21 protein-coding genes are annotated in these 21,176 nt (G+C 35.0%); 9 read left to right on the top strand and 12 right to left on the bottom strand.

The genetic code is table 11. The features are described 5' to 3' along the window. Window position 1: 1 nt before the first annotated feature. On the top strand, window positions 2–622 hold the full coding sequence (prfH, locus tag AABL85_RS13570; RefSeq protein WP_341310454.1) for a peptide chain release factor H: 621 nt from the start codon (window positions 2–4) through the stop codon (window positions 620–622). Between the two features lie 281 nt (window positions 623–903). Here prfH and AABL85_RS13565 read toward each other — a convergent pair whose 3' ends face one another. After that, window positions 904–1,179, bottom strand: coding sequence for an ATP-dependent Clp protease adaptor ClpS (locus AABL85_RS13565; RefSeq protein WP_286414002.1), 276 nt, complete (start codon window positions 1,177–1,179; stop codon window positions 904–906). Window positions 1,180–1,200: 21 nt separating this feature from the next. Continuing rightward, window positions 1,201–2,034 carry a 50S ribosomal protein L11 methyltransferase gene (gene prmA / locus AABL85_RS13560; protein WP_286414003.1) on the bottom strand — a complete coding sequence of 278 codons (834 nt, stop codon included), beginning with the start codon at window positions 2,032–2,034 and terminating at the stop codon, window positions 1,201–1,203. A gap of 121 nt (window positions 2,035–2,155) precedes the next feature. Here prmA and AABL85_RS13555 point away from each other — a divergent pair, with 121 nt between their 5' ends. Further along, window positions 2,156–3,391: a porin gene (locus tag AABL85_RS13555; protein WP_286414005.1), complete on the top strand. Its 1,236-nt coding sequence runs from the start codon at window positions 2,156–2,158 to the stop codon at window positions 3,389–3,391. A 150-nt stretch (window positions 3,392–3,541) separates the two neighbouring features. Next, a complete protein-coding gene (locus tag AABL85_RS13550; RefSeq protein ID WP_286414007.1) occupies window positions 3,542–4,021 on the top strand; it encodes a hypothetical protein in 480 nt (159 codons plus the stop codon). Window positions 4,022–4,101: 80 nt separating this feature from the next. On the opposite strand, the gene AABL85_RS13545 is transcribed toward AABL85_RS13550, so the two are convergent. The 5 genes from AABL85_RS13545 to AABL85_RS13525 all read right to left on the bottom strand — a co-directional run bounded on the left by AABL85_RS13545 (window position 4,102) and on the right by AABL85_RS13525 (window position 8,734). Next, window positions 4,102–4,338 (bottom strand): hypothetical protein, encoded by a 237-nt coding sequence (locus tag AABL85_RS13545; protein ID WP_006257142.1) that lies wholly within the window; start codon window positions 4,336–4,338, stop codon window positions 4,102–4,104. Between the two features lie 83 nt (window positions 4,339–4,421). Then, window positions 4,422–5,588, bottom strand: coding sequence for a diaminopimelate decarboxylase (gene lysA / locus AABL85_RS13540; RefSeq protein ID WP_341310453.1), 1,167 nt, complete (start codon window positions 5,586–5,588; stop codon window positions 4,422–4,424). A gap of 12 nt (window positions 5,589–5,600) precedes the next feature. After that, window positions 5,601–6,920 carry an aspartate kinase gene (locus AABL85_RS13535; protein ID WP_286414010.1) on the bottom strand — a complete coding sequence of 440 codons (1,320 nt, stop codon included), beginning with the start codon at window positions 6,918–6,920 and terminating at the stop codon, window positions 5,601–5,603. Between the two features lie 477 nt (window positions 6,921–7,397). Further along, entirely contained in the window at window positions 7,398–7,859 is a 462-nt protein-coding gene (locus AABL85_RS13530; protein WP_341310452.1) for a hypothetical protein, read from the bottom strand. 47 nt (window positions 7,860–7,906) lie between these two features. Continuing rightward, entirely contained in the window at window positions 7,907–8,734 is an 828-nt protein-coding gene (locus tag AABL85_RS13525; RefSeq protein WP_286436800.1) for a siderophore-interacting protein, read from the bottom strand. A gap of 800 nt (window positions 8,735–9,534) precedes the next feature. Between AABL85_RS13525 and udk the strand changes: the two genes are divergently transcribed. From udk to scpA, 4 genes are read left to right on the top strand one after another with little or no spacing between them, the layout of a single operon-like run. Then, entirely contained in the window at window positions 9,535–10,143 is a 609-nt protein-coding gene (gene udk / locus AABL85_RS13520) for a uridine kinase (RefSeq protein WP_006257147.1), read from the top strand. A gap of 17 nt (window positions 10,144–10,160) precedes the next feature. Continuing rightward, window positions 10,161–10,484 (top strand): FtsB family cell division protein, encoded by a 324-nt coding sequence (locus tag AABL85_RS13515; protein WP_286414015.1) that lies wholly within the window; start codon window positions 10,161–10,163, stop codon window positions 10,482–10,484. Between the two features lie 22 nt (window positions 10,485–10,506). Continuing rightward, complete coding sequence (locus AABL85_RS13510) at window positions 10,507–11,877, top strand: methylmalonyl-CoA mutase subunit beta (RefSeq protein ID WP_286436799.1); 1,371 nt, start codon at window positions 10,507–10,509, stop codon at window positions 11,875–11,877. A 3-nt stretch (window positions 11,878–11,880) separates the two neighbouring features. After that, window positions 11,881–14,010, top strand: coding sequence for a methylmalonyl-CoA mutase (gene scpA, locus AABL85_RS13505; RefSeq protein ID WP_286414019.1), 2,130 nt, complete (start codon window positions 11,881–11,883; stop codon window positions 14,008–14,010). A 480-nt stretch (window positions 14,011–14,490) separates the two neighbouring features. On the opposite strand, the gene AABL85_RS13500 is transcribed toward scpA, so the two are convergent. Next, window positions 14,491–15,090, bottom strand: coding sequence for a hypothetical protein (locus AABL85_RS13500; protein ID WP_341310451.1), 600 nt, complete (start codon window positions 15,088–15,090; stop codon window positions 14,491–14,493). A 201-nt stretch (window positions 15,091–15,291) separates the two neighbouring features. Between AABL85_RS13500 and AABL85_RS13495 the strand changes: the two genes are divergently transcribed. Then, entirely contained in the window at window positions 15,292–16,539 is a 1,248-nt protein-coding gene (locus AABL85_RS13495; RefSeq protein WP_286414022.1) for a DEAD/DEAH box helicase, read from the top strand. Window positions 16,540–16,591: 52 nt separating this feature from the next. Beyond that, window positions 16,592–17,257, top strand: coding sequence for a SanA/YdcF family protein (locus AABL85_RS13490; RefSeq protein ID WP_286414024.1), 666 nt, complete (start codon window positions 16,592–16,594; stop codon window positions 17,255–17,257). 83 nt (window positions 17,258–17,340) lie between these two features. Here the strand turns inward: AABL85_RS13490 and AABL85_RS13485 are convergent, their stop codons facing one another. From AABL85_RS13485 to AABL85_RS13470, 4 genes are read right to left on the bottom strand one after another with little or no spacing between them, the layout of a single operon-like run. Continuing rightward, complete coding sequence (locus AABL85_RS13485) at window positions 17,341–18,732, bottom strand: hypothetical protein (protein WP_286414025.1); 1,392 nt, start codon at window positions 18,730–18,732, stop codon at window positions 17,341–17,343. 33 nt (window positions 18,733–18,765) lie between these two features. Further along, on the bottom strand, window positions 18,766–19,701 hold the full coding sequence (locus AABL85_RS13480) for a hypothetical protein (RefSeq protein ID WP_341310450.1): 936 nt from the start codon (window positions 19,699–19,701) through the stop codon (window positions 18,766–18,768). An 8-nt stretch (window positions 19,702–19,709) separates the two neighbouring features. After that, window positions 19,710–20,657: a DUF6175 family protein gene (locus AABL85_RS13475; RefSeq protein WP_286414029.1), complete on the bottom strand. Its 948-nt coding sequence runs from the start codon at window positions 20,655–20,657 to the stop codon at window positions 19,710–19,712. Next, a complete protein-coding gene (locus AABL85_RS13470; protein WP_286414031.1) occupies window positions 20,647–21,153 on the bottom strand; it encodes a hypothetical protein in 507 nt (168 codons plus the stop codon). The genes AABL85_RS13475 and AABL85_RS13470 overlap by 11 nt, the downstream gene beginning before the upstream one ends. Between the last annotated feature and the right edge of the window lie 23 nt (window positions 21,154–21,176).

Raw genomic sequence — 21,176 nt, 5'->3', positions numbered from 1 at the left:
TATGGCAAAAGTTATTCAGATTACATCAGGTAGAGGTCCTCAAGAGTGTGATTTTGCCGTTAAGAAAATCGCACAACTTTTTATAGACGACGCAGTCAAATCCAATATTAAAGTTGATCCAATACAGGATAATACCGACGCACATGGCGCGTCGGTCTTTATCCAAATCGTCGAAGCGTCTAAAGAAGTTGATACTTTTTTGAGAACTTGGTTGGGTACTATACAGTGGATTTGTGAAAGTCCATTTAGACCTAAACACAAAAGAAAGAATTGGTACATTGGTATATTTGAAAGTACTAAATCAAGTAATAACATAATTCTTGACACTGATATTCAATACCAAGCCGTGCGCAGTTCAGGAGCTGGCGGACAGAATGTCAATAAAGTTAGCTCCGCTGTCAGAGCTACTCATACCCCTACAGGTATTACTGTACTGGCTATGGATAGTAGATCACAGCACCAAAATAAAAAATTGGCTACAGAAAGACTTTTAGAGAGATTTCAAAAAATGGCATTAAATGAAATCAAACTAGAAGAAAAGAGTACGTGGCTAAACCAAACGAAAATAGAGAGAGGTAACCCTACTCGAACTTTCATTGGCATAAAATTTAGAGAAAAATAAATACCAAAAGGGCTATTCTAAACAGATAGCCCTTTTTTTTGTTAATCTATATCCCTATGATAGTATGTCGGTGGAATAATGATGGGATAATGATCGCATTAAAATAGCCTAAAACTATGCGACTACTATGCGATCACTATGCGACCGTTATGTGACCACTCCAAAAAAAGCTCAATAATGAGCATAAAAAAACAGATTACCCCTTATTGTGATAATCTGTTTTTACTTTCTTTACGATCTTTTAGATACTATAACCTCATTGCTTAGATAGCAAAGACAATCTACACTATTTCTGCACTTAATCCGGCATCTAATAACTGTAAACACTGAGATTTAAGTTTCTTAAACTCTCCTGTCTTCACTGTGCATTTTCCTGTATAATGTACTAACATAGCACATTGCTCTGCTTGCTCAGATGTATGATCACATACACGAATAAGAGTGTCAATTACATGGTCAAATGTATTAACATCATCATTGTATAGAACGATTTCACTATTTCCATTCAACAACTCTTCTACATTGACTTTTTCTTGAATCTGTTCCTGTGTACTCATAATATATTATAATAACGTTTTTTATGCTTTAATGAACTTCAAAGATACCCAATTATTTCTTTCAAAATTACTTTCAAAAACCAAACCAATTTTTTCTGCACAATTTTTTATTGCTGTAATATCTTCTGTATAAAAACCACTAAAGTAAATTTCACCTCCTTTTTGTAAACTAGCTACATACTTATCCATATCATTCAATAAGATATTTCTATTGATATTAGCTAAGATAACATCATATTTTGGCTCCTTACTAATGATAGAAGCATCTCCTTCGAACACCTCTACATTAGTACACTTATTTCTCTCTGCATTCTCTATAGAGTTAAGGTAACACCAGTTATCGATATCGATAGCATCTACGTGTTTAGCTCCGCGCATAGCAGCTAGTATCGCTAAGATAGCAGTACCACACCCCATATCTAACACTACCTTATCCTGCATATCATTATTTAATATCTGACGAATCATCATAAAAGTTGTTTCATGATGTCCTGTACCGAAACTCATCTTTGGTTCTATAACGATATCATACTGAGCACTTGTCTTCTCGTGAAATGGTGCTCTTACATAACATATTCCATCTACATCGATTGGATCAAAGTTCTTTTCCCACTCCTCATTCCAGTTTACCTGAGCTATTTCCTCTTTTCTATAAGTAATCGTAAACTGTTCTGACTGTAAAATAAAAACATCTTCTAGAATATCCTCTGTCCACAAATCTTTTTGAACGTAAGCACTAACACCTGTTGCTGTCTCTTCAAAACTCTCAAATGCCTTCTCTCCTAACTCAGCAATTAGTATTTCTGTACCAAGTTCTCTTGGTTCTACATTAAAATGATAACCTATATATACCATAATTTTTAATTAAATCCGTTTCCTTAACCTTTTGGTAACATTAATTTTACATTGAACTAACAACATAAGTATTTCTATTGCAAAACTAATGTTATTTTTGCACAAATAAATACAACACACTATGAAAAAGCTTTTACAATGTCTTTTTTTGCTTTGTCCAATGCTGATAATGGCACAGGACATTAAGCATGAAACCACTAGTAATGAATTAAAATTAGAACAACTACCATACTATAGTTATGGTAAAGGATTAGGGATGACTTCTGCAGATAGTATCTTCCAGTTGAATATCCGATTCAGAATGCAGAACAGATTAACCTTCAATGAGAACGATGGTGAGAAAAACACCTATGAAGGAGAAATCAGAAGATTACGTCTAAGATTTGATGGTTTCGTAGGTAGCCCTAAGTTCTTATATGTAATTCAGCTTTCATTCGCTCCTAAAGATTTAGGTACAACCAAAGAAAATGAACCTATCAATATTATCCGTGATGCTGCCCTAACTTATCGTCCTAATGAAAACTGGAACTTTATCTTCGGACAGACTAAACTACCGGGTAACAGACAGCGTATTAACTCATCAGGAGCGCTTCAGTTAACAGACCGTTCTATTAATAACGCTAAATTTAATATCGACCGTGACTTCGGTATCCAAGCTTATTATCTACACGAAAAGAAGAATGAGTTCGGATATAACATTAAGACTGCAGTATCAACAGGTAGAGGTCGTAACTTCTCAGGTAGCGAAAGCGATAGTTATGCATTGACAGGTAGAGTAGAGTTATTCCCTTTAGGTAGCTTTTCTAAAAACGGAGCATTCTTTGAAGGTGATTTAGCCAGAGAAGCAACTCCTAAACTAATGTTATCAGGTACCTTCCATCGCAATAATAATGCAATGAAATCACAAGGCCAAACGGGAAATAAGTTAGGAGAAGCTAAATCATTCAACTCATTAATGCTAGACGGTATCGTGAAGTATAATGGGTGGGCTGGTATGGTATCATACATGAACAGAACCTTAGATGACGCCTTATCACTAAACAATCTTGAAGACCCTACAGCTGGATATAACTACATCTTCGCTGGTCAAGGGATGGACTACCAGCTGAGTTATATATTCCCTAGCAATTATGAAATCATAGGACGAGTATCTACTCAAACAATGAAAGATCAATTACACAAAAACACAGACTTTAATTTGCCGAATACAACTCAGTTCTCATTAGGAGCGAACAAATACCTTTGGGAGCATACTTTTAAATTACAAGCTGAGTTAACGTATGATAAACAGAAGTTCTATCAAGGCCCTACAAAGAACAATTGGTATTTTAGACTACAGTTCGAAATAGGAATATAATAAAAAAAATGTCAATAATTTATTATTATCAAAAATACACCCCCTAAATAATTAACTATTATTTAGTGTTTTATCAAACCTACTATAACCAAACTTTAAGTTCTTATTGTTTACTTTTGAAACATAATTCAAAGCTAAAATTAAATAAGTATGAAAAAGATTATCGTTGTAGTAGGTTTTATTTTTGCTTTCATTTCTATGGGTTGTGGGAATAATAGTGCTACTGCAGGCAATGCTCCTGTAGATCAACCGAATTTATTGACTTCAATTACAGCAGAAGATAGAGAGTTTAGAATAATCGAACAGAGTGAAATCAACACGCTGAACAAAACTATTATAGAACAAGAGCTAAACTCTATCGAGAAGATTATGCAAGAATATGCCCCTGAAGATATGGAGGCTGAAGGAAACTATACCTATATCATCACAAAGGCAACTACAACAGATCCTAATAAATTCACTCTTTCTTTATTAGAAGATGGTATAAATGATGATTCGTTAAAAGCACTGAAAGTAATCATGACTGTAGAGAAAAAGAAAGACACTTTTAGAGTACTAGGTATTAAAGAAAGTTACCAGTGCTGGAAAGACAGAGGTCACCAAGACTGGGGAGCCGATTACTGCTTATAACATAAAGAGATACATTACCTCAATTAACTATAATAAAAAAGTCATACTAATAAGTATGACTTTTTTTTGTATTATTTAGCTTATTCAGCTTGCTCTGCTTGAGGCTCATCTTCTTTTCTTCCAATATTCATATTTGGGAATTTTTGTTGAATAGATTTCAAAGCGAACTCATTGATTTCATTCATTGCTTCTGGTGAAGGCAATTTCATTGTTTCTGCATTGTGCTTTAAAACTTCTTCTAATAAAATCTGTGTTCTTAATAATTGAAAATTTAAATCAATTATTTCTCCTGCTACATCAATGTCTCCTAATGTCATTATTACTCTTTTTTAAATTTATAACTTTCTATTGTTCGAACTCAAATTTAACAAACTATTCTTAATATGAAACTATTTTAATGTTATTCTTTGAAAAAATATTCTAACTCTTGTCTCAAGTTATAACGCGATGACATCACCTCTCCGTAAGCTCCTGCAGAACGTATAGCGATTAGATCTCCTCTTTTCAATTTTGGAAGTAAAACATCTTTGCCAAAACAGTCACTACTCTCACAGATCGGCCCTACTACATCATATTTCACTTCTGTTTCGTTAGTCACCTCATCTGTATATTTATCAGATAGCAATTCTACCTTGTGATATGCTTGGTATAAGGCTGGTCTTAATAGCTCTGTCATACCTGCATCTAGAATAGCAAAGTTCTTCTTCAGTCCTTCTTTTATATATAGCACTCTACTAATCAGAGTTCCACTATTAGCAATGATAGAACGCCCTAGTTCAAAGTGAATTTGTTGGTGTGGTCTCACGTCTAAAAACTCATGGAACAAATAGAAGAAATTAGAGAAGTTAACAATAGCTTCATCATCAGGTTCACTGTAATTAATTCCTAATCCTCCTCCTAAGTTTAACACAGGTACATCATGTCCTCTCTCATAGAACCAAGTATTCCACTCATTTACTTTTAGACATAGACGTTTAAACACATTCAGGTCTGTGATCTGTGACCCCACGTGGAAGTGCAACCCTATTAATTCTAAATATTCATTCTTATTGATAATCTCGATACAGTTCGTTAACTCGTGCATCATGATCCCAAACTTATTCTCATCTAATCCCGTAGTGATATAGTGATGCGTCTTTGCATCGACATTAGGGTTTATACGCAAGGCTATACGCCCTTTTAGCTGATGCTTAGTAGCCAAATCACCTATCACTTGTAGCTCTTGTACAGACTCTACATTAAACGACATAATCTGATTCTCTAACCCTATCAGTATCTCTCTATCGGTCTTCCCTACTCCTGCGAATACGATATCTGAAGGAGCAAAGCCTTCTGCTATAGAGCGCTCTATCTCTAGTCCACTCACACAGTCCGCCCCAAAACCATGAGCACTAATCTCTCTTAAGATACGAGGATTATTATTAGCCTTTATAGCATAGTGAATATGATAACCAAAACGATCTGCAGCACTCTTCGCGACAGATAGTGTTTCTCTTAAAAGTGGTAAATCGTAGTAATATAAAGGAGTCTCTACTCCTTCTAATTCTTGTATTATCTCTCTTGTCATCCTATTCCTTGTTTAAAATAATCTACTGTGTAATGATCTCAATGCTTCTAACTTCTGACTAGCTGGAACTAAAATAGAAATATTATGCTCACTTCCACCATACGATATCATACGGATAGGCAAGTGCTTCACTGCTTCAGAGACGATAGTAGCATGTCCTAATTTATTATTTCTAAAATCTCCTACGATACAGATGATAGCCTGATCTGTATCTACTTCTACATGACCGAAGAAGTTTAGCTCTTCTATGATCTCTTTTAGATACTGTGTATTATCTATGGTTAGTGATACAGCTACTTCTGAAGTAGTGATCATATCTATCGGTGTTTTATACCTTTCGAATACTTCGAATACTCGTCTTAAAAACCCGTATGCTAATAACATACGTGAAGAATGAATACGTATAGCTGTAATACCATCCTTAGCTGCTATTGCTACAATCTGATCATCGTTCTGACAGTTATCTGAGATTAAAGTACCTGGCGCACTTAACTCCATCGTATCTAATAATCGCACAGGTACATTAAATCTCTTCGCAGGGAATACACTCTGTGGGTGTAAAATCTTTGCTCCGAAATAAGCCAACTCTGCCGCCTCATCAAAGCTCAGATTAGCAATAGGTTTTGTATTTGGCACATAACGAGGATCATTGTTATGGAATCCATCTATATCTGTCCAGATCTGTATCTCTTCTGCCTGTAATACTGCTCCTATTAGAGAAGCGGTATAGTCAGACCCTCCTCTTCTAAGGTTGTCGATCTCTCCAAACGCATTTCTACAGATATACCCTTGAGTGATAAATAGAGTCTCCTCAGGATATTGTGCTAATAGAGTACTTGCTTGAGTGCGGATATAGTCAAGATTAGGTTCTTGTTCTTCATCGATACGCATAAAATCAAGTGCAGGAAGTAACACAGAGCTTACCCCAATCTCTTTTAAGTAAAAGTGAAATAGCGTAGTAGATAGTAACTCTCCTTGTGCTAATGCTATTCTTTCTTCTATCGCAGTAAATAGATCATTGCTAAAAGACTCTAACAAATTAAAGTGGTGATCTATCACTTCTGTCGCCATCCGCAGACCCTCCTCTGTTTTAAATAATTGCTTTATGAAAGTTTTATAAGTAGCATATAGGTTATCGATTTGTTTCTTTGCATCCTCCTTTTTACCATTAGTATACGCTTCTGCTATTCCTACTAAGGCATTAGTAGTACCTGACACAGCAGATAAGACTACTAAATGACGATCGCTTTGCTGCGAGTGAATAATCGGCAACAGCTGTTGCATCCTTTCTGGGCTTCCTACTGAAGTACCTCCAAATTTTAAAACTTTCATATAAAATTAATTTGTTATTAAATGTATTCTCTTTACTCAGATCAAAAACTATACTACTCTGTAATACCTTCTGACCATAAACCAAAAAAAGGGGCTTGTCGTGATGACAAGCCCCTTTAGTATATCTTTAGTTCATATCCATAGGAAAGCTGCTCACGACGTCGGACGTAAGTACTGTTTCTTTCCCTTCTTTATAATTGATATAAACATTTTCTTCATTGATTTGAGACAAATATAAACACTTTATTTAATAACCAACACTTTAAAACAACTTTTTTAAAATAAACTGTAAAGCTTAATCACCTCTGTTTTAAAAAAACTTACCTTAACATCTCTTCTCTATTCCCATATAAGCGATAACTAAAAAAGAATAACCTTGCTCTTAGTTAATAAAGCTGTATCCTCTTTAAAACAAAAAAAAGAGACAATACAATAATATCGTATCATCTCTTCTTGTTCAATTTATGGAAAACTATTTTATTTCTTCACTAATATATAATCTCCAGACTCATGCTCATTCACCACATCTCCTTCACTATCTAGAAAATATAATTTGCCCTCTTTTACTAAGAAAGCGTGTGCAGCACTATACTCATCTTCTCTTAGGTACAGTCTATCTTGCTCTAGCTCCCACTCTCCTTCTTCATGATGTGTACCTGTGGAGCTAATGACTCTATACACATACTTATTATCTTCTTTGATCTGAGCAGATACTTTGAGTACCTCCATATCTTCTCCTTCTTCTGTCCAAGGAAACCTTCCGTCATAAGTACCATATATGACCTCCTCCTTTACTACATCTTCAGCAGGGAGTATAACACCTTGTTCTGATGGAGTAGACACTTCTATAGTCTGCTCTACTTCTTTACTCTCCTTACACTGTGAGAAAAACACACCTAATAAGGAGAACAACATTACCGCAACACTTCTTTTCATCATTCTATTTTTTAAGACAACAAAGATGAAGCATTTCTTTCAAAAATTGATTATTCTAGGCTCGCTTTTTCAGCTCTACGGTCAGCTTCAGAAGCAGACTCTGCTTTACCGAACTTCCAGTAAGAATAAGCGTACAACTCATCCTTAGTCCAGTTTAATTCTTTTCGAAGGTAGTTTCTCAATTCTTTTACTGTATCAAACTCAGCTGCTACATATCCAAACTTAGATATCTCATCACTGTGCTCTGCTATGATTTCTTTTGCTCTCTTCGCTAGTTCAGAGTTTTGCCCAGAAGTAGGATTGATCAGCCATTCTATTTTAGACTCTGCATGAGTAGGTAATTCCTGTATATCCTCTACACTTTCTACCTCTATCACAGCATTCACTCTAGCATCTACAGGTAGAGACTCTAATATAGCTCCTAGCACTGGTATAGCTGTACCATCTCCTACTAGTATATACCATGCAGCCTCAGGATATAGCTCACTAGGATCACATCCCATAGCTACTCCTAGCGGATCACCGATCTCAGCATTAATAGCCCAGTTAGAAGCTGGCCCTTCATCACCATGTGCTACGAAATCTATGTATAACTCATTCTTCTCTAGATCTATTCCTCTATGCGTATAAGTACGTACATAAGGTTTAATCGCCTCGTCTTGAGGTTTCCATGCCCCTTTCTCGAAGTCAAACTCTGGTAGGTGTACCTCAGCACATCCTTCTGGAGCGATAAATATTTTATTATTTACTCCTATCGTTGTATCCTTAAAATCAGCCACATCATTCCCACTTAATGTAATACGTATATAATGTGGCGTGATATACTCCCTATTCTTTAATGTAAATACTTTGCGCTGTATGTTACCTTTCTTTGCCATATTGTTGTTTTATTCTTTGGTTCTATTTCTATAAATCACACAAATATAACTTTTTTATTTAGATTCAATATAAACAGCTAATTAAATCAGTATTTTATCCAATACGCCCCTCTTATTGTCCAATTAATTCTCATACCTAAGTACAGCTAGTATTATCATACTATTGCAGACGTCAGTATATAGGCTGATTCTGGTTATAATCTATTCTTCCTTTTAGCTATCATTACACTCTACAGCATGGCTATACTACCTTATAATTAGTATTATTTTCTATAGTCTACCTCATATGTTGTACTTAAAGGAGAATACATGGATAATAAAAGATGCATCCTTCGACAAACAATACCTCAGCTCCACTAAACTCGACTTATTCTCCATGTATTGTCGAACAACTTATACACCATTCTATATTTTACAGGGGTTGAGCAACATATAATCAATACAGTAAAAAAACACAAAAACAAACCAAACAACTATAAATCAATCAATTAACAAAAAATGTACTTAAAAAAAAGTATATCATTTATTTTGAAAAACAATCATATTTACCGCTAAAAACTACTTTTTAGAAAAAAAGAGGGTATACATTCTATAAAAGGAAGATTTGAAAACTAAAAAAAGGAGGTGAAAATAAAAAAACAATATCTTTTTTTTAGAAAACAGATCAATATAAGTAGTCTTAATCAGCTTACAGAAGCTTATTAAACTTTTGATAATAAAAGCCAAAAAACAGTGAATCAATAAAAAATGTTTCTATGCAAGATTATTAATTTATACTTTTGCTAAAAATATATTATAACATGCTTATTATAGGAATTGCAGGAGGTACTGGAAGTGGTAAAACTACAGTAGTTCAACAAATTATAAATGAACTACCGGAAACCGAAGTTGGAGTTATATCACAGGATTCATACTACAAGGCGACTGATAATCTTTCGTTAGAAGAAAGAACGTTAATTAACTTTGACCACCCTCGTTCAATTGACTTTGAATTATTGGTAAAACACCTAAAAGAATTAAAAGAAGGAAACAGTATTAACCAACCTGTGTACTCGTTCGTAAAACACAATCGTACTGATGACTATATCTTAACTCACCCTCGTAAAGTAATGATCGTAGAAGGTATTCTTATTCTATGTCATCCAGAGCTACGCGATATGTGTGACATTAAGATATTCGTTCACGCAGATTCTGATGAGCGTCTAATTAGAAGATTAAAGAGAGATATAGCTGATAGAGGTAGAGATATGATGGAAGTAGTAAACAGATATCAGACAACTTTAAAGCCGATGCACGACCAGTTTATCGAGCCTTCTAAGGCATTCGCAGACATCATTATCCCTAATGACACCTATAATACTGTTGCTATCGATATTGTTCGTACAGTTATTAATGAAAAAATCGGTTAATTTACTATCTTTAGGCTATGAAAATAGTTGATACCTTAAAAAATTATAAATATGTAAGCCTACTAAAAAATCCTTTTTTTTTAGTAGGTCTTTTATTTGTAATTTGGATAATATTTTTTGACAGTTCTTCTTTATTAGAACAGCGGGTTATAGATCAAGAGATTAACAAGCTGGAGGACAATAAGAAGTACTTCGAAAACGAAATAGCAAAAGATAGACAGGCTATCAAAGGTCTAAAAAGTGGAGACGCTACAGAAAAATATGCTCGTGAAAATTATTATATGAAGCGGGAGAATGAAGATGTCTTTATTATAGAGTTTGACACACTGTCTGCACAATAAGTTTCACTACCAACCAAAAATTATGACTAACCAATTATTCGAAGAATTTGAAAAAGTTTCTTCTAAGGCGTGGAAAAACCAAATACAGTTTGAGTTAAAAGGCGCTGACTACAATGAAACACTTGTTTGGGAAAGTTTAGAAGGAATTAAGGTAAAGCCATTCTATCACAATGATGCTGATCACCGTCCGATTCCTGTACAGACTCGTACCTCTCATTTTAACATTGTACAGAGGGTATACGTTTTTGATATTGAGAGATCGATAGCAAAGACGCTTGATACACTTAATAGAGGAGCTGAAGTGATCTACTTCACGATAGACAATCCTTCTATAGATGCTACAGAATTATTAACTGCACTACCAAAAACGCACCAATACTTCTTCGTATTTAACTTCCTAGATACTGCATATACTAGAAAGTTATCTACGTATGCTACTAGCAATGGATATAAAATAACTATCTTATTAGACCCTATACACCAACTAACAACTGATGGTAACTGGTACACTAACCTGAACAGCGACCTAAGTAATCTAAATGAATGTGTAGGTATAGCTAATAATGTAGCTATACATGTGGATGCTACTGTGTACCAAAATGCTGGTGCTAATATGACACAGCAGTTAGCATACGCAATAGCACATCTAAATGAATACCTCAACAGAGTAGAACTAAAGAATACTCCTATTTATATAGAAACGGCTGTAGGAACTAACTATTTCTTCGAAATAGCAAAACTACGTGCACTTCGCTTACTAGCAGAACTAGTAACTAAAGAGTACAATATAGATACGAAGATACACATCATCGCTATCCCTACTAAACGAAACAAAACATTATATGACTATAATGTGAATATGCTACGTACTACTACGGAGTGTATGAGTGCTGTATTAGGTGGTGCCGACTTGGTTAGTAATTTAGCTTATGATGCTATCTATCACAAAGAGAATGAATTCGGTGATCGTATATCTCGTAACCAACTCCTAATCTTAAAACAAGAAAGTTATTTCGATGCAGTGGACAATCCTGCTGAAGGGGCATACTATATCGAATCACTTACTGCTCAACTAGCTGATAAAGCATTAGAGCTGTTTAAATCAATAGAAAAAGCTGATGGATTAATCACTTCTCTAATAGAAGGAACAATCCAGAAAAAAATAAATGAAAGTGCTCAGAAAGAACAAGAGCTTTTCAACAATGGTAAAGAAGTCCTATTAGGTACTAATAAGTATCCTAATCCTCAAGATGTGATGAGTCACGAACTTGAGTTATTCCCTTTTGTTAAACAGAATCCTCGTAAGACGCTTATCGTTCCGATTATAGAGAAACGACTGGCAGAAAGCTATGAACAAAATAGATTAGAGGAAGAAAAATCAACTAAACAATAAGGCATGAAAAGAAAGGACTTACAACATTTGACTATAAATACCTCAACAGTGAGAACTCAGTCAGAAGCATCTGACTTCACTACTGCTGAAGGTATCGATATAAATAAAGTCTACAGTGAAGCTGACTTAGATAAAGTAGAGCACATAGGCTTCGGAGCAGGGTTTGCGCCTAACTTACGTGGCCCTTATGCTACCATGTATGTACGCCGTCCATGGACTATACGTCAGTATGCAGGATTCTCTACTGCTGAAGAGAGTAATGCATTCTACAGACGTAACTTGGCTGCTGGACAAAAAGGACTATCTGTAGCCTTCGACTTAGCTACACACCGTGGATATGACTCGGATCACGAGCGCGTAGTAGGTGATGTAGGTAAAGCTGGTGTAGCGATAGATAGCGTAGAGGATATGAAGATCTTATTCGATCAGATACCACTAGGCGAAATGTCTGTATCTATGACGATGAACGGAGCTGTACTTCCTGTTCTGGCTTTCTATATCGTAGCTGCTATGGAACAAGGAGTAGATAAAAAACTGTTGTCTGGTACGATACAGAATGATATTCTAAAAGAATTTATGGTGCGTAATACGTATATCTACCCACCTACTCCTTCTATGAAGATCATCGCTGATATCTTTGAATACACAAGTAATCATATGCCGAAGTTTAACTCTATCTCTATCTCTGGATATCACATGCAAGAGGCAGGTGCTACAGCAGATATTGAGTTAGCTTATACCTTGGCAGATGGACTAGAATATATCCGTACTGGACTTAATGCTGGTATGAAGATAGATGACTTCGCACCTCGACTGTCATTCTTCTGGGCGATAGGAATGAACCACTTCATGGAAATCGCTAAGATGCGTGCAGGTCGTATGTTATGGGCAAAGTTATTAAAACAGTTCGAACCTAAATCCGATAAATCATTAGCTCTGCGTACACACTGTCAGACTTCCGGATGGAGTCTTACAGAGCAAGACCCGTTTAACAACGTGGCTCGTACTGCTGTAGAAGCGGCTGCGGCTGCATTTGGCGGTACACAGTCTCTACATACGAATGCTCTAGATGAGGCTATCGCCTTACCAACAGATTTCTCTGCGCGTATTGCTCGTAATACACAGATATTCTTACAAGAAGAGACTAAAATATGTAAAACTGTAGACCCTTGGGCAGGTAGCTACTATGTAGAGAGTCTTACACAAGAGATCGCTGAGAAAGCGTGGGCGCTGATAGAAGAAGTGGAAGAATTAGGTGGGATGACTAAAGCTATCGAAGCAGGTATTCCTAAACTGCGTATAGAAGAAGCAGCTGCTCGTAAACAGGCTCGTATTGACAGTGGACAAGATGTTATCGTAGGAGTAAATAAGTATCGTCTTGAAAAAGAAGATCCATTACATATCTTAGAGGTAGATAATCAGACTGTGCGCAAAGCTCAGATAGATCGTCTAAACCATATTAAAGCTACTCGTGATAATGCTAAGGTAGCTGAAGCACTAGCTGCATTAACACAATCAGCTAAGACTGGAGAAGGTAACCTACTAGCTCTAGCAGTAGAGGCTGCTACACATAGAGCTACATTAGGAGAGATTAGTGACGCATTAGAAAGCGTATTCGGAAGATTTAAAGCACAAATCCAATCTGTAAGTGGTGTGTATAGCAAAGAAATAAAAGATGATAAGAGCTTCAAGAAAGCTCGCGAACTAGCTGATAAATTCGCTGAAGTAGAAGGTCGTCGTCCTCGTATTATGATTGCGAAGATGGGACAGGATGGTCATGACCGTGGCGCAAAAGTAGTGGCTACGGGTTATGCTGATGTAGGATTTGATGTGGATATAGGTCCATTGTTCCAAACACCTGCAGAAGCTGCTAAACAAGCTGTAGAAAATGATGTACACGCATTAGGAGTTTCTTCTCTAGCGGCAGGTCATAAAACATTAGTTCCTCAAGTAATAGAGGAGTTAAAGAAATACGGTAGAGATGATATTATGGTTATCGTAGGTGGAGTTATTCCAGCTCAAGATTACCAATTCTTATTCGATGCTGGTGCAGTAGCTGTATTTGGTCCTGGTACTAAAATCAGTGATGCTGCGATAACAATGTTAGAAATATTATTAGGTGACGAAGCTTAATCGTCACAAGATTATAAAACAAAAGCTCTTCAGTGATTCTGAAGAGCTTTTATCTTTTTATAATACATACGAATAAAAACTATATTCACGATAAACAATAGACTTGTATATATTAGTATAACTAAAATTTTATACTGTATTATAGCTAAAATAATTGCAACTACAAATGGAGATAATAATACAGTTCTCCACAGCCAACTTCGTTTTAATGATCTTTTAGTTTGAATATAAACGAGTTACTTTTTATTAAGTTTATATAGAGTTAGAATAACAACACTTACAACTAATGTAAGCAATAAACAAAAAAGTATACCTGATGTCTGAATAAAGACACTAAAACCAACTATAAAACTAACGATAACAAGTAAGTAGAATAATAGTACATAAACAACAGTGTAGAACAGGTCTTTCATAAAATAAATATGATACGAGTAGTTATGACCTTACAGTACTAATACGTTGTCTCCCTGATTACATTCCTTAAAAAAGGCCTTTTATAGTATCTACTACATTATGTTCTATCAATACAGATACTAAGCATATCACTACGATAACACTTAAGATATAGATAAACTTAAGCAACCAGCCTAAATCTTCCATCACAAACTGTTTTGCTGTAAAAGTATCAGGTCTATCTCTATCATAAGTAATATCAAATTCTTCTCCTACAGGATTATAGTCTCGTAGAGCAATGTATTTCTCATTATAAGGATACTCAAAGTCAGTATCTTCTAGTTCTGGTTTATTCAATTTATACTGCATAGGTTTACCACGCACTATTTTGTTATCCTTAGTAGTAAACTCCACGATAAGAATCTCTTTTTTTACATCTCCTCTACGGCTAGTAGCTAGGTCTTCATCGAAGTTTAGGTATGATTCGTATTGTACTATTTTAGCAGTTGTGGTTATACCTGCGTATTTTAAACGCTGATTAGTGGTATAGATCTTAATCATTGCTAAAAGTAGTAATACAGGTATAAATAATAATAGATAAATCATATCCTGAATAGCTGCATAGATAACTATGACAATCATAATAATTGCTGCAGGATAGTATATTTTTTCAAGTTGTCTGACCATAATAAAGTAATTTACATTACAATTTAATCATTTTTTTATTAATACGGAAAATAGATGCTTAGAAAATAGACTAGCTCCTACATATACTGATGGCAAAGAGCATTACCCTACATACAATATAAAAAGGAAAAGCTTATCAATAGCACTTCGTGTAATAAAAATAAAATAAAGTACCTTTGTATTCATAAATAGATGAAGTATATGACATTCGAAGACTTACAATTAAATAAGAATATATTACGTGCCATAGATGAGTTAGGTTACAAAGAGCCTACTCCTATTCAACAAAAAGCAATCCCTTTTATCTTAGCTGAAAAAGATCTAATAGGGTGTGCACAGACTGGTACAGGTAAAACAGCTGCCTTTGCTATGCCCATTATTCACTATTTACACAAACTTGGAAATACTAAAAAAGCAAAGAAAGCTAAAGTACTAATCGTCACTCCTACTCGTGAACTAGCTGTTCAGATAGGTGATAACTTTGAAAAGTACGCTAAGTATACTAATGTGACGTATATCACACTATATGGAGGGATGTCTATCAAGCCTCAAATAGAACAATTAAACAAAGGAGCAGATGTTATCATTGGTACTCCTGGTCGTCTATTAGACTTATATAAACAAAAACACTTAGACTTAGATCATCTACACTTTTTAGTATTAGATGAAGCAGACTTAATGTTAGATATGGGATTCATTGATGATGTAAAAAAGTTAATACAACTTACTCCTTCTAATAGACAGACCTTGTTATTCTCTGCTACGATGCCACTCCCTATTAGAGAGTTAGCTCATGAATTCTTACAAAAACCAGAATATGTAGCAGTAGACCCTATCTCATCAACTGCACAATCTGTTAAACAAAAAGTGTATTTCGTAGAGAAAGGAGACAAGAAAAAGTTATTATATCATATCATCCGTAACGAAAAATTAGCTGATGTACTTGTATTTACTCGTACCAAGGCAGGTGCTGACACTGTAGTGGAATCACTTAAAAAGAATGGTGTCAATGCTGAGCCATTCCATGGCGATATGTCACAAACTGCTAGACAAGCTGCTTTAGATAGCTTTAAAAACAAAGAAACTAAAGTACTAGTAGCTACTGATATAGCTGCTCGTGGTATTGATATAGATAATCTACCTGTTGTGATCAACTATGACTTGCCTAATATTCCAGAAACCTTTGTACACCGTATCGGGCGTACTGGTAGAGCTGGTAATGATGGTATAGCTATTTCTTTCTGTGATAAGTCTGAGAAGACCTATTGGGAGGCTATTTGTAAGTTCGGTAGATTACAACCAAAGATTGTTACAGACCATCCTTTCCCATGGAAAGAGACTACCACTAAAGATGGTCAAACTCCTAAAAAAGATTATAGAAAAAAACCTGGTCAGAGCAATTCTCGTAAATCAGAAAACTCTAAAAAGAATAAAAAACGTTGGTATTAGTACTAACGTTTTTTGCTTTATATTTGATCTTATCAATTGCTATTATACTATTATGAAAAAGATCTTTAAATACACTTTCTACTTAGCTCTACTCGCTTTATTTCTAATATGGTTTGCAAACTATAGGGTAACTAATACAACCAAAGACCAGTTGTATAACTCTGTACATGAAATACCCCATAACAAAGTAGGTATGGTACTTGGGACTACTAAGCTACTTGCAGGAGGCTATGTAAACTACTATTTCACTTATCGAATAGAAGCTACAGCAGCTCTCTATAAAGCGGGTAAAATAGACTATATAGTAGTAAGTGGAGACCATAGTCGTAATGATTATAATGAACCCCAAGACATGGAACAAGCACTTATAGAAAAGGGCGTTCCTAAAGAAAAGATTTATTTAGACTACGCTGGTCTTCGTACATTAGACTCTGTTTATCGAATGAATGTTATCTTTGGACAAGATAGCTTTACAATAATCTCTCAACCCTTTCACAATGAACGTGCTGTGTATATTGCTAATCATCTAGACCTTAACACTGTTGCTTATAATGCGCAAGATGTTTCTCGTAATTATGGCTTTAAAACCATGCTTAGAGAAAAATTTGCAAGAGTTAAAGTATTATTAGATAACCTAATCAATAAAAAACCTAAGTACTTAGGAGCACCAGTTCTTATAGGAGAAGGTAAAATACAAAAAAGAGCTCAAGATAAATAACCTTGAGCTCTTTTTATAATAACAAAGTCCCTGATTTCTCAGGGACTTTGTCTGCAAAAAAATATTAACAAAATACTAGAATGTTAATTAATCTGTCTAATTAACATACCTGGATATATGTTCTTAGCATTACCTGAGAATGAAGTAGCTTTAATCTTTTGTACTTCTCCTGCATTATTTGCAGCATTCTCAGCTTGTTCTACATCAGCCTCAAATCGGTTATCCCATATTTTATTCTTCTCAGCTTTAATAACTGTAACTCTTTTATATTTTGTAACCTTAGTTTCTGGATCTTCTGTTTTCTCTAATACTTCAAATTTGTCTCCTGCTTCTACATCTTCTTTCATACCAATAAATGCAGTAATTTCTGATTCAGTTGTAGCCAATGGTGTCTTAGTACGGAAAGGTTCATACTTTTTCTGTAATTTAGCAATAACATTATCAATAGAACGAACTGTTGCACGTTCTACCAATTCTTTTTCAGAAACTTTAGAGAAAGTAGTAGACTGAATATCAGCCCAAGCAGTCTCTGTCCCAACTAGTTTTAACTTAAACAATCCTGATTTAATTAATTGATCAGCACTATTAGCATTGTAGTATTTTGTATAGAACGTAGCTGCAGCTTCCTCAGTCCAATCTAATTGGAATAAAAATGCTGTCGCTTTTACCACATACCCTTTACCAGCTACAGAAGCTCCTGATTGTACAGCAGAGTTAGTAGCTGCAGCTGCTTTACCTCCGATTAATCCAGTAACAGCAGCAGTAGTAGCAGACAATTGTCTAGCCATTTCTTCTTTACTAACATAGTTAAAACGAACTCCCACTACGAATGTATTCGAGATTAAGTTCTCTCCCGCATCTTCTAACATTGCTTTACCTCTAGTTGATTTATCAGCAATATCTTTATCAAATACAGAAGCATTGTATAATCCACGTTCTTTAATCAACTCCATATTATAAGGAGATTGAGTAGACGCATTATATTTACCTGCGTTAAACCATTTAGCAACTAACTTATCTCCTACATTATTCTGAGCTAAGAACTTGATAAATTGAGCAGTTACTTTATCCGTACTAGTAGTATCCACAACACCTGCTGTATTATCATTAGCTACACTCTTACCGAATTTACCTAAAGACTTACCTAACCCTCCTTTTTTCTTACCTGAATCAGATTTTCCACTAACAGCAGCGATCTCTGCTTCAGATACTGGATACTGACTAGGTTTAAAAGAACGCAAAGATTTATCTAAATTATGATCATTAAACTTCTCTGGCAATGGCGTTTTATAGAACGTTTCTTTGATGATTTGTCCTTTTAAGTTTCCATTTCCATTGATACCGTGATCATCCACGATGATAGTATACAATGAACTACGCATGTAGTCATCTGCTACTTGTTTTTTATCTTGTGCTAATGCAGCTATTGATGTACCAATCAATGATGCTACTAACATTAAACTTATTTTATTCATATCGTTTATTTTGAATATATTATTCTGAAGTATTTATTTTCTAAAGACTACATAAGTATTCCCTTTTCTTTTAGCAAATGCAGTACCTACAGCTTTCCATGCTTCGATTCGTTGTTGTTCTAAACTTACTGCATCATTATACATCTTGATTTCAAAGTCCAAATCAGCTTTTACTTGTGCCTTCATTTCGCGTTGTAGAGCTATTGCAGCAGAGTAACATTTAGATTCAGGGAAAATAGTTACTAAGTATTGACCAGCTTCATGTGCCCCATAAGCATCTTGCTGTGCATTCCAAGCAGCCTTAGCCTTATTAAAGTTTTCCATACAAGAATGATCTACATATAACTGATAAACTTTTTCAGTCGCCTTCATTCCTGCATCATAACCTTTACTACACTCAGGAATAGCTGTTAATAAAAACATAGCTTCTTCAAAGTTCTTTTGATTAGCTAAGCTCTCTGCTTTCTTGATAATTGTAGTATAGTTACCATCATAATATTCAATAATCTTCTTCTTACTATCTTCTATAAAAGCAACTACATCTTTATTCTTTGCATTTAGTTTTTTAAATGCATTGATATAAGCTTTTGTTTCACTTTCTCCTACTCCTTTTAAGTTCACTGAAGTAGATGCAAATACCTTTTGCCCAAAAGAATCTCCTATGAATAGATTCATCTCTAAGTCTAATACAAAAGATCTTGGTGGACCAGGTAGTATATTCTTCTCTACCACATTAAACTCAGGTGTAATAGCGAACTGAGCATAACCATCTGAAGATCCTAACCCATTAGCTGCAACTATACTTTTTAACTTTGTTCTTAATTGTCCCTCTGCTCCAGAGTACAAACCATCTGTCTGCTCTGGTATAGAAGCCATTAATGATATTTCACATTTATCTGTTTGTCCATACGTAAACAAACTTGCGAATAACAATAAGACTACAGATACTTTTCCTATAATTCTCTTCATAGCACTTATTATTTCTCTCCGATGACTAAAGCAGCTCTTCCTAATCCTCTGTTGATTAATTTAGCTTCTAAACTATACGGTGCTTTCTTTAAAAAACTTCTTAATTCTCGAGCAAAGCCATCAGTGTCTTGAGCCATACCATTCGCTTTATAAAGAGGAATACGTACACTCTCATATAAAGTCATTGTCTCTGTAGCATCTGCTTTACTAAAACGGTGATTAACAGTTTTCTCTGCTAACCAATTATCAATAACCTCTGTCAACTCAGTACCATCAAACTCAGTTTCTAAATCAACACCTGATCCATTGTCAAACACTAAGATATCTAGTGTTACCTCTCTTCCGTTTGTTAATAAGTCATCGAAGTGAGCTTGTAACTGATTAACGAAACTATCCATATTCACTAATACAGCTTCTTCTAATAATACAGCTACATCAGCAGAAAAAGAAGGCGCTCCAGTACCTTGTGCACCTGCTACTTGCTTACTAGTATAAGCATCTAAAGCTCTTAAGTTATAAGTAATAGACTTCTTAGGTCCTGTAGCATTTATAGTCCAGTCTACTTCTAATATAATATCAGACTTAGCTGTACGTCTTACTCTATCTAATGGGCTTTCTGCTAATGCTGCACCGGATGCTTTACTTGTAATCAAGTTATTCTCAGCATTAGTTTTATTAATAGCTTTCATCGTTGCAGATAAATCTTTAAGTGGGAATCCTCTGTCTGCCATTAGAATATTAATCTTAGAAATTACATTCATCAAATCAGAATGTAAAAGTGCTAATTTATAATCTGGAATATATTCTTCTACCCCTTGATTATAATATACTTCCATTACTCTATTCTTCGTACACCATGAGTCAGAAGGAACCACCATTAAAGATGGCTTCTTAGCTTGTGCAAACATCCCTACACTCAACAGGCATAGACAAATAGTCAAAAATTTATTTTTCATAGCTTTTTATTTTTACAATTTTATCTTTTTCAAGTCTTTTTATTATCTCTTTACGAGCTACAGTTACCTCTACACTATATGATTCATAACTGATTCCATGTTTAACCACATTACTTTGAAATGCTACTCTTTTTACAGAGGTATACTTTCTATTCTTACCTCCTTTTTTAAAGAATTTATCAAAGTACTTTTTATACTTCTCTTCAGCATTTGGCTCAGTAACGATAGGTTTTACAGAACACTCTTTTTTATCCGTTACGATCCCTTGAAACATTACTGTTTTTATAGCCGTCTCTTTAGCTTCAGCGATAGCCGCACTTCTATTTTTTCCAGTAGCATATACATGTACTACTTCATTGCCGTACATATCTGCACTTACACACTCTACAGTCTTTCCTGTATAGAAGCTAGCCATAGTATTAGTAGGTTTGCTTTTACACGACAGAACTAAGAATATTAGAGATAGTACGGATAACCGAATTACTTTATTGATCATCCTATTATTGTTTTAATTAGTAG

It is taken from the genome of Myroides odoratimimus, assembly GCF_038039805.1.
Taxonomy (GTDB): domain Bacteria; phylum Bacteroidota; class Bacteroidia; order Flavobacteriales; family Flavobacteriaceae; genus Flavobacterium; species Flavobacterium odoratimimum_B.
Note: the sequence above shows the minus strand (reverse complement) of the source record. Positions and strands in the feature narration are given on the sequence as shown.